This window comes from Candidatus Desulfatibia sp. (assembly GCF_036446775.1).
Lineage (GTDB): Bacteria > Desulfobacterota > Desulfobacteria > Desulfobacterales > UBA11574 > Desulfatibia_A.
The window spans coordinates 1-7,130 of sequence record NZ_JAZFTO010000031.1; the positions used below are offsets into that span (position 1 = coordinate 1).

General features: G+C 46.5%; 5 protein-coding genes and 2 tRNA genes. 4 read left to right on the forward strand and 3 right to left on the reverse strand.

From position 1 onward, the window contains the following. Nucleotides 1-78, reverse strand: a tRNA-Arg gene (locus tag V3S16_RS01290). Nucleotides 79-172: 94 nt separating this feature from the next. Between V3S16_RS01290 and tadA the strand changes: the two genes are divergently transcribed. From tadA to V3S16_RS01305, 3 genes are all read left to right on the forward strand, one after another. Next, nucleotides 173-655: a tRNA adenosine(34) deaminase TadA gene (gene tadA / locus V3S16_RS01295; RefSeq protein ID WP_413882867.1), complete on the forward strand. Its 483-nt coding sequence runs from the start codon at nt 173-175 to the stop codon at nt 653-655. Nucleotides 656-882: 227 nt separating this feature from the next. Continuing rightward, nucleotides 883-2,172: an adenylosuccinate synthase gene (locus tag V3S16_RS01300; protein ID WP_413882868.1), complete on the forward strand. Its 1,290-nt coding sequence runs from the start codon at nt 883-885 to the stop codon at nt 2,170-2,172. Between the two features lie 219 nt (nt 2,173-2,391). Then, a tRNA-Pro gene (locus V3S16_RS01305) sits at nt 2,392-2,468 on the forward strand. 61 nt (nt 2,469-2,529) lie between these two features. On the opposite strand, the gene V3S16_RS01310 is transcribed toward V3S16_RS01305, so the two are convergent. Both V3S16_RS01310 and V3S16_RS01315 read right to left on the reverse strand, forming a co-directional pair. Then, nucleotides 2,530-2,844 (reverse strand): FmdB family zinc ribbon protein, encoded by a 315-nt coding sequence (locus V3S16_RS01310; protein ID WP_413882869.1) that lies wholly within the window; start codon nt 2,842-2,844, stop codon nt 2,530-2,532. A gap of 490 nt (nt 2,845-3,334) precedes the next feature. Next, on the reverse strand, nt 3,335-4,786 hold the full coding sequence (locus tag V3S16_RS01315) for an MFS transporter (protein ID WP_413882870.1): 1,452 nt from the start codon (nt 4,784-4,786) through the stop codon (nt 3,335-3,337). Between the two features lie 836 nt (nt 4,787-5,622). On the opposite strand from V3S16_RS01315, the gene V3S16_RS01320 reads away from it, so the two are divergent. Beyond that, a complete protein-coding gene (locus V3S16_RS01320) occupies nt 5,623-6,774 on the forward strand; it encodes a SprT-like domain-containing protein (protein WP_413882871.1) in 1,152 nt (383 codons plus the stop codon). Nucleotides 6,775-7,130: the final 356 nt, after the last annotated feature.

Sequence of the window (7,130 nt, forward strand, 5' to 3'; positions counted from 1 at the left end):
TGGTGCGCCCGGCAGGATTCGAACCTGCGGCCTACGGATTCGTAGTCCGGCGCTCTATCCGGGCTGAGCTACGGGCGCATGTTAATATAATTGATATTCGTTTGACTCTTAAGCTATATCAATTATTATGTCAATATTGATTAAAACACACAATTCAAATAATTCTGATTCGATGGACACAAAACATGTAGAATGCATGAAGCTGGCACTCGATGAGGCCAAAAAAGCTGGACAAAAGGACGAAGTTCCGGTAGGAGCTGTACTTGTTGCAAAATCAGGAGATATTCTTTCCCATTCACACAATCAAACCATCAGCCTTGCTGATCCTACCGCACATGCGGAAATTATGGTATTGCGTCAGGCGGCTCAAAAGGCTTCCAATTACCGGTTGTTAAGCACAACCCTGTATGTTACAGTCGAGCCCTGTATCATGTGCATGGGAGCTATCGTCCACGCCCGCGTGGCAAAGGTGGTTTTTGGTACTTACGATCCTAAATGGGGAGCTGCCGGTTCGTTATACAATTTTGCAACCGACAAGCGTTTGAATCATCAGCCGGAAATCTTGCACGGTGTATGTCAGGATGAGTGCCGATCGCTGCTTCAGGATTTTTTTCGCACTCGACGAAATCCGATTAGGCAAACGGAATCACGATAATCTCTCACCGCAGAGACACAGAGAACGCAAAGTTATTGTTTTTTATAAAGAATTTATGGAATATATCTTTCTCGTTCTCCTTAAATCCGCCCTATGCTGAAATGTTTTTCCATCGCCGGGATACCTGTCCCGCTTAAGAGCGGGATCAACGGCGATGGAAAATATATTTATCTCTGCGTCCTTTGCGACTCAAGCGAAGCGGGCGGTAAAAATTAAAGGAATGACAAATGGCAAATGTTGTAATAGTCGGGACCCAGTGGGGAGACGAAGGCAAAGGTAAAATTGTAGATCTTCTGGCAGAATTTGCCGATCTGGTTGTGAGATTTCAAGGAGGAAACAACGCCGGCCATACCATGGTTGTCGCCGGCGAACAGTTTATCAGCCATCTGGTTCCCTCCGGTATTTTGCAGAACAAAACCTGTATAATCGGCAACGGGGTGGTGGTAGATCCCGCAGTTTTGGTGGCAGAATTAGACAATTTAAGCAACCGCGGCGTTGATGTCGGCCCTGACAGGCTTAAGATCAGCGAAAAAGCCCATATCATTATGCCCTACCATCAACAGATTGATCACGCCCGTGAAAAAATGAAAGGCGATAAAAAGATCGGTACAACGGGTCGCGGGATCGGGCCGTGCTATGAGGATAAGGCGTCCCGGAGAGGAATCCGATTCGCTGAACTTATTGAGCCTGAAGTTTTCACTGAATTGGTAACTTCCGTTTTAAAAGAGAAAAATTTTTATCTGGAACACTTTTTTGCAGGTGAGGCTTTAGATCCGCAAGGTATGATCGACCAGTATCAAGGTTATGCCAAACGGCTTGCGCCCCATGTCACCAACATTTCGGTCTTGATTCACAGCGCCATCAAACAGGGAAAACAGGTTCTGTTCGAGGGCGCCCAAGGCACCCATCTTGATATTGACCACGGCACCTACCCTTTCGTTACTTCATCGAACACAGTCGCCGGTAATGCCTGCTGCGGTGCCGGCATCGGCCCCAAAGAGATCACTGACATCATCGGCATTGTTAAAGCCTATACTACCCGGGTGGGCCGCGGTCCCTTCCCTACCGAGCTTTTTGATGAAATCGGTGACAGGATTCAGAAAAAAGGGGCTGAATTTGGCGCCACAACCGGACGTCGGCGCCGCTGCGGCTGGCTCGATATTGTTCTGCTGCGCAATTCAATACGCCTGAATAGCCTGACAGAACTCGTGATAACCAAGCTGGATGTTTTAGACGGCTTGCCATCCCTCGAGATCTGCACCGGCTATGAATATGAAGGCCAGATTATTCGAGATTTCCCGGCCAACCTCAAGGTTCTTGATGCCTGTAAACCGGTTTACGAAACGTTGCCTGGGTGGACGGAAGATATTACACAAATCCGCAGATTTGAGGACCTTCCTAAAAATGCCAAAACCTATCTTGCCCGGATAGAAAAGCTAACCGAAACCCCGATACAGATTATTTCCGTGGGTCCGGGAAGAGAGGAGACAATCGTCCTGCAAATCCCTTTTATATAGCGAAGCCAAAAAGATTTTATCACGAAAGCACGAAAGTACGAAAACACGAAAAATAATTAGCATTTCGTACTTTACCTCTTTCGCGTGTTTCCCTCGTCGGGTGCTTCGCGCGTGATTGTCTTTGATTTTTTTGCTATAAAGGCACTAAATTTACAGTTAAGGGGTTAAACGAAAACTGGTTGACATTTATCAACAAGCAACTTAAAAATGCGGTTATGTCGGGATGTAGCGCAGCCTGGTAGCGCGCTTGCTTCGGGAGCAAGAAGTCGCTGGTTCAAATCCAGTCATCCCGACCAACAGTAAATTCAAAGGGTTATGGGGCAAACCATAACCCTTTACTTTATGGATGGAAACAAGTTAGTCGCGGATGGTCTTTGATAAATTCGGTATGGTTTCGGGTTTGCCGCGTTCCATTACACGGCTTTCGCCGTCGCGAGCGGTGACGTTTTCGTACACGCCGTCGTCCCGCTTAACCAGCTTGGTGAAGCCGAGATCGCGCAGTTCTCTGTTGCTTTTAGGGGTGCTGATACTGGTGCGCGATATGAGTTTGCGCAGCGCACCGGCGCAATCGGGGCATTTGCTCAACGCTTTGTCGTGAATCGACTGGGTAACGTCAAAAATTTTACCTCTGTGGCAGGACTCTTCTATATGTTCGTATTCGTAAACCGGCATGGCAATTCCCCAAGTTGGTTTGATTTTAATGACTTACAATATGATTCAGTTTTAATGCTATCATTTCAGTCAGTTAAATTTTTTAAATAAAATAAAATCGTGTTACGATTTTATGAAACTCCCGCCCCGCTGAAAGCGGGACGGGATCAGTTTGGCGAAAGGCACCGCACTTTCGCCTTAAAGAGGTTTCTATCCTTTCTTTTATTTGAATTCATCCCGCGCTGCCCCGAACAAGCGGGATCTCCACTGCGTTACGACCCCGTGGGACGGGATTTCCGCTACGCTCCAACAAGCAGCGGGGAATTCAAATTTAATTATAGATTATAACATGTCAAGATTCAATATAATTTCAATTGAGCTATAACGCTCAATTGAAAGTTATTTGTTATTCGTTATTAGTTACTCGTCAAAATACCAACCACTATTCTGTATCAGTATCATATGAAGAGATTTATTTCTTCGCGAACCCTAAGGCTACACTTCAAACGGTTTATGAGAAATCCGGAGTAGTCTGATTGCTTTCTGGACCCCGTAAAAACGCAACCGCTATCCCAAGTCCCGCAACAAAACAACCGGCCAGCATAGCAGATTGAAAGGCTGCCATGAAAAAGGGTTCCATTGCCGGCCGATAGAACTTTAGTGTGAGTCCTCCGCTCCGGGCAGCAAAGATATTGTTGAAAATAATCTCGGCCAGAGCTACACCAATGACCATCCCCATATTACGCGCCGTGGCAACAGTACCGGCAGCGATACCCCTGCGGTTCTGATAAACAGCACCCAGGACCACGGAACTGTTAGGCGAAATAAAAATAGCGGTCCCGATACCCACAAGTGCAAGACGCCAGATTGCGGTCAGAGAAGAAGCTACAGGGGGCAGCAGGGACAAAGAAAACAGCCCCACCGCCATTACCGCCATTCCCAGTGTACAGAGCATGCGTGATCCTATACGATCAGATAATGCCCCTGAGAACGGACTGATAAAGAAAAGAAAAACAAAGGGTGTCACCATCAAATACCCGGCCTTGTCTATGGAAAATCCGGATGGATTCACCAGGTAAAACGGCATCAGAAAAAGCATACTAAAAAGGCCCATAAAAAGGATCATGGCCGAAAGACTCGGCAGAACAAAAAGGCGAATTTTCAATAAAGATAGATCGAATATGGGATGGATTGCCCGTGCTTCGACTCTTATAAACCATATAGCGCCGGCAATCGAAATACCCATCAAAAGCCAAATTCGCAACGATGTGTAACCCCAGTCGTGTATCCGGGTCAAAGCAATAAGCGATGAACAGAAACATATTACCAATAAAAGCGCCCCGGTCATATCAAAAGACTCTGAGCGGGCAATGTCTCCCTGGCTGCCCTTTAAAATCCAGGCAGCCCAGACCGCCGCCGCTATACCGATCGGAATATTGATATAAAAGATCACACGCCATGAAAACAGATTCAGTATCAACCCTCCGAGGGCCGGTCCAATCGTCAATCCGGCTGCTACCACGGTACCGACCATACCAAGGGTCTTACCTCTCTCGGAAGATGGAAAGATGTCGACCACCAGTGCCGGTGAACATGCCATCAGCATGGCCGCCCCTATCCCCTGAAAAGAGCGGGCGGCGATAAGCCAGGCCGCACTGCGGGCCACCCCGCAAAAAAGAGATCCCACAGAAAAGATGAAAAACCCGCGGCAATATACCCAGCGCCTGCCCTTAATGTCGCTCAGACGCCCGAAAGCCAGCAAGAGCGACGACACTGTCAGAAGATAGGCCATAAGTACCCAGCTTACTGTTGCCAGTGGCACCTGAAAATCCTGCATTATGGCCGGCAGAGCAATGTTGACGATACTGGCGTCAAGGGTCGACATGAAGACACCGGTGCCCACCAGTGTAAAGACAAGCCATTTGTTAGGATTGGAATCAGGTATTTTTATAACAGTTTCCAAAATTCTTCAGTCCGCATTTCTCATAACAAATTCGGGTCGGTTGCGTTAATATATCAATAACTACCAAATCCGAAGCGCTTTTTATACCTTAATGCAATTGATGCAAGTTTCATACCTTCAGACCTCGTCATTCATCAGATAAAAATGACCGTAGACCTTTATATACTGCGGGATTGCAAAAAAATTGGACATCCGGTCGGTCTGGGTTAGGAGGTTCAGGGTTCAGCGTTCAGCCTGCGACGAGCTCAGCCGAGTCGGGTTAATCGCTTCGCGCTTTTTCCCTATACAATTGATTCCATAGGGGTAATTAAATGAGGGGATCAACATCTGAACCTTTGAACCGGGAACCCTTTAACCCAACTCTTGTGTTAATAACGGAACCTTTTGTCCAAAATATTATACCAAAATCTGTCTAAATTTACGAGGTCTCTACTTGACTATCTTTCTTTATCAATATATTTGTAACCGTTCACAGGTTCAGAGGTTCAAAGGTTCAGGGTTCAGAGTTCAGAGGTTCAAAGGCCCAGGATAAAGTATTTAGGAGCCTACGACCAAATCTATTAAACCACTACCTGCTAAAGCAGATAGATTTCTGTTCCGACTGAAAATCAGTCGAAAGGTGCTTGGACGAATTAGTTTCACCGTTCTGGGTTCTTCGTTCAACGTTGAACCTTTCAACCTTAAACCGCAAATCATCATGATGTTAAAGCTGTTCGCCTGAAAGGCGAAGGTTTTAAACCTAGTGAATGGAAAAATAAAAAAACCATAACCTTGAACCCGGAACGGGGAACGCTGAACCTCTGAACGCCTACATATATTTCTCAAGCGTGTCTCTCATGAAACGAAAAAAAACGCTTATCCAGGCAAAATTAGAGCGTCGTATCCTCCATGGACTTTCTTGCGAATGGGAAACCGCCCATTGGGTTTTACCTTCAGCCCACAGGAAGATGCTGACAAAGCCCCTGTTCAGCCTCAAAAAGATGCAAAACAAGCTGGGATATTGGTCTTTCCCAAAACGCGAAATTTGCCTGAATCGGCAATTTGTGCTCAATAATCCCTGGGATTCAGTTCGCGAGGTACTTTTACATGAAATGGCGCATCAGTTCGCTGATCAAGTTTTAGGTGCCCATAACGAACCGCCGCACGGCACAAAATTCCGCGAGGCCTGTCGCCTCCTGCGGGCAAACCCAAAAGCTTCGGGAAATTACAGACCGCTGTGGAAGCAAATCGAGCACGACTCCCCGACTGCCGAAGATAAAATCATGCTTCGGATTAAAAAACTGATGGCTCTTGCTGAAAGCCGGAATCACCATGAAGCCGAAGCGGCTATGGCCAAAGCCCATGAACTCATCTCCAAATACAATATTGAGCTTTTATCACATGATGAAAAACGCAAATTTATCAGCGTATTCGTGGGCCGGCCTGCGTTGCGCCACCCTCGCGAAGACTATCATCTTGCAGCTTTAATACTCGACTTTTATTTTGTCAAAGGGATCTGGGTGCCTACATATGTCCTGGAAAAAGGCAAAATGGGACGCGTGCTGGAAATCACCGGAACCAGGCATAATATTAAAATAGCCAGCTATATTCATGATTTTGTCCGGCACTTTATCAATTCCCAATGGCGCGACTACAATCAAGACAAAGGCCTGAACCGCTACCGCAAAACCGATTTTGCCGTCGGTATTATCGAAGGTTTTCGCTCCAAGCTCGAATCGCAAAAGATCAAAAATATCAAAAGCGACGCTGCACTGATGAAGATAGAAGACCCTCTGCTGAAACAACATATCGACTATAAATATCCGCATACCACCAGCTTCGCGCGGAAGGTTTCGAGTCAGGATGACAACATCTTGGAAAACGGAATGAAAGTCGGCAAAAAACTAGTGATTTCCAAGGGAATAACCACAAAAAAGAAGAGCAACAGACTCCTGCCCGCTGGCGAAGCTAAGCTTCCCCGGCCCCTATCCCGTAATAGCCGGGGATAAACTGACGAGGTGCCGTGATTCTGGATGCTGGATGCTCGATACTGGATAATAAAGAATCCCCCGCAATGCGGGACAGGCTTGGCTCTCCGAGGCGTAGGCTCTACCCTCCGGCCTGTAAGCCCTACGGGCTGGAAGCGGAGCCGGAGGCCCAGAGGACCAGGCTTAGATTTCACCCATAGGGGTGCACTTATCTCAAATGGAGCAAATTAAATTCCAAATAACAAATATCAAACAAATAACAATGACCAAAAGGGGAAATCCCAAATAACAAAATACAAATAACAAATAAATTCCAATGACCGAAAAAACAAATAACAAACAAAAGAATAAAAAAATAGTTTTAGCCCTTGTTTGGA

Coding starts and splice junctions, on each gene's coding strand:
- tadA (WP_413882867.1), top strand. CDS start 173: ATGGACACAAAACATGTAGAATGCATGAAGCTGGCACTCGATGAGGCC.
- V3S16_RS01320 (WP_413882871.1), top strand. CDS start 5,623: ATGAAACGAAAAAAAACGCTTATCCAGGCAAAATTAGAGCGTCGTATC.
- V3S16_RS01310 (WP_413882869.1), bottom strand. CDS start 2,844: ATGCCGGTTTACGAATACGAACATATAGAAGAGTCCTGCCACAGAGGT.
- V3S16_RS01300 (WP_413882868.1), top strand. CDS start 883: ATGGCAAATGTTGTAATAGTCGGGACCCAGTGGGGAGACGAAGGCAAA.